At 52.0% G+C, this 2,664-nt stretch carries 4 protein-coding genes; 1 reads left to right on the top strand and 3 read right to left on the bottom strand.

Features of this window, described 5'->3' with window-relative positions:
* Positions 1–276: 276 nt before the first annotated feature.
* The gene (locus H6F43_RS17275; protein ID WP_190343958.1) at positions 277–786 is read right to left on the bottom strand and encodes a GNAT family N-acetyltransferase; all 510 of its coding nucleotides are present in this window, start codon (positions 784–786) and stop codon (positions 277–279) included.
* Positions 787–849: 63 nt separating this feature from the next.
* Positions 850–1,251, bottom strand: a complete 402-nt coding sequence (locus H6F43_RS17270; protein ID WP_190343957.1) for a hypothetical protein — start codon at positions 1,249–1,251, stop codon at positions 850–852.
* 555 nt (positions 1,252–1,806) lie between these two features.
* Here H6F43_RS17270 and H6F43_RS17265 point away from each other — a divergent pair.
* Complete coding sequence (locus tag H6F43_RS17265) at positions 1,807–2,067, top strand: hypothetical protein (protein WP_190343956.1); 261 nt, start codon at positions 1,807–1,809, stop codon at positions 2,065–2,067.
* Between the two features lie 54 nt (positions 2,068–2,121).
* Here H6F43_RS17265 and H6F43_RS17260 read toward each other — a convergent pair.
* Positions 2,122–2,664 (bottom strand): DMT family transporter (locus H6F43_RS17260; RefSeq protein ID WP_190343955.1); only part of this gene is annotated, 543 nt, incomplete at its 5' end.

Here is a 2,664-nt window from a genome sequence, read left to right as displayed (position 1 = left end):
TGAAATAAACAAACGGTTTGAATCGCTTCGCTCTCTGTCAGGTCGATCAGCGATCGCAGGATCGCAATCAGTTGAGTTTGTTCTTGAGCTAGCATATTTGCAACATATATCTGGTTGGTTCTGCTCAATATTTAAGTAATATTCTGCTTTGATTCAATTATTCTCAATTGGTCAATAATGACCGAAATGTAAGCGGCACAATGATCGCGCTCACCGGACTCAGACAACTTTTGCAACACAGACGACTATCTTGGTAGTTCTGATGCAGCGCGATCGTTAGGCGTCAGAGGTGAACAAACTAACCCTTTCGCTATCATCAGATAGTTTAACTGTTCTCTCAAAACTAAACCCCAGCTTTTCTAGCAGCTTTGCTGAATCGTAATTATCTGGTGAGGTGATCGCTACAATACGATTTAAGCCGAAAGTTCTTCTCCCGTAGTCCATCACAGCAGAAGCAGATTCATAGGCGTAGCCTTTTCCTCGGAACTCAGGAAGGAAGGCAGATCCAATATCCACATCTTCCAAAGAATCTCTTTTTATCAAGCCGCAAATCCCGATCGGAACACCCCCGCTCTTTAGCTCAGCCAAATACAGCCCGAAGCCGAGTCGCTCATACATAGCAACTAGATTCTTCAAAATATAGTCATGAGCATCGTCAAGTGTCCTCACACCTTTATCACCGATAAATTTTAGCCACGCAGGGTCATTCAAAAGTTCAAGAATAAACTTGCTATCTTCGATCGTCAATCTACGAAGGATTAAACGTTCTGTTTCAAGAACCCTCATAGTCGAACACCTTATTTTTAACGTCTAACGCCCGGCATTACCCGCTCGCCAGCCCGATGGCAATTAATGACAGCCGTCGTGTTGCAGGTCGGGTGCATGCCGTTGTTGGCTGGCGGTCTTTGGCATTACGCACCTCGCATCCGGGAATGCCCGCAACTCTCGCGGCGGAGGGAATAGCCGCATGTAGCCGCCCTCGCGTTTTGTCGCTTCCCAATCGGTCGTGTAAGCCGCCATGAAATAGCTGTACCGAGCGAAATCAAATTCGACACCGGTTAAGTCACGGAAGAATGGCGCCTGCTCCTTTTCGATGGAGAAGCACTCGACCATCGGATCATTAGACGACGTGCCCCAAAGCTGCTGAAACTCTGTTAATTCGACTGGGGGCAGCACGGTCTCGCCCAGCAACTCGTCAGTTTCGTTCGAGAAGTATTCGATCACGCGGACAAGCCAACTCGGTTCAGGCATACATTTACTCTCGCAAGAGGTAGCCAGCTAACCATTATTAGGCGGAATTTTTCCGTCTAAAATTCCACAGAAGGTGGATAGGCAGAATGATTCCGCCTAAGATTCCAACTCAGCGTTTAGACTGAATCTTTCTGCATAATACGCTGCTGGGGGTGATTAGGTAGAAGCTTTCCACCTATCTTCCGACTTCACTACGGAGGTGAGCAGACGTACGATCGCTCACACAGCACGTTGAAACAAGTGCACGACGCTACGGTTTCTCCACCCACGCTCAAACTCTTCAGCCAAGGGATTGACGGAACACCCGAACTACAGCTATTCTCACAAACTAAGGTTGCGTGCGTGTTCTTTGACGCAGCCCGTACTCCCAAAAATTCAGTCAGCGCTACCCGATGCTGTTTGCACCAGCAGGGGGTAGCTAACCTCCGAGACTGTCAGTGTCAGTCACGGTGGCTAAAGGCGGATCTTAGCATCCTCTTCAGTCACCTTGCTTCCTTGTGTCGTGGGGTGGCTGAGTTTTTGGGATTTCCTCCCCAACAAATACAGGAGATCCCAATGCTACGAGCGTTTTTATCACAGACGCCGATCAATCCCGGTGCGCCTTTTCCAGACCGCCAACCTTCCGACTCATGGGAAGAAGTGCGCGTTCTCGTCATCAGCAGTCCTGATGGCGTACGCGAGACGGTTCATGAGCTACATCGACGCGGCTTTGCCCAAGTCGGCGCGTGGAGCAAACTGCTACCGGGACCCAATGCCGGAGAAGTCATGAGCATCCTGACGCGACGACGTGCACGCGATCGATCGAGCCTGAGTTAACGGAATGGCGCGATCATCCACTGCGCGATTAGAGCGGGGCGATCGCGGCTCATTTCACTGGCGAAGCGCCTGAAGGGAGTTCAGCACCAAGGCAGCAAGGATCAGCACCATGCCGATTGCCTCCGTCAACCCCGGCTGTTCTCCCAGTTGCAGCCACGCTGCCAGCACCCCCACCACGGGCGTCATCAGCATTCCTAGCCCCGCGGTTCCCGCAGAAAGGCGATTTAGCACAAACAGCCACAGCAGCATCGCGATCGCCGTTCCCGGAATCACGTTGTAGACCAATGCTCCAATAAACGGAGCCGACCAGACGATCGGCTGACTGGGCACCAGCAGCGCAATCACCACCAGCGGAATCGCCCCGAACACAGTCTGCCATGCCGTTAAAGACAGCAGATCCAGTTCCACCTTCTCGCGCAGCTTCTTAGCGACGATCGATCCCGCCGCCCAACTCACACCCGCCAGCATCGCCAGCAGCTTGCTAGCGATCGTGCCCTGCATGTTCAGCGGCTCCAAGATAAACAGCAATCCCACGACGCTTAAGCCGATCGCGAACCACTGCAACCCCCGAATCCGCTCCTGTAAGAACACCCAGGC

The organism is Leptolyngbya sp. FACHB-36 (assembly GCF_014695955.1).
In the GTDB taxonomy this organism is placed as follows: domain Bacteria; phylum Cyanobacteriota; class Cyanobacteriia; order Leptolyngbyales; family Leptolyngbyaceae; genus FACHB-36.
Note: the sequence above shows the minus strand (reverse complement) of the source record. Positions and strands in the feature narration are given on the sequence as shown.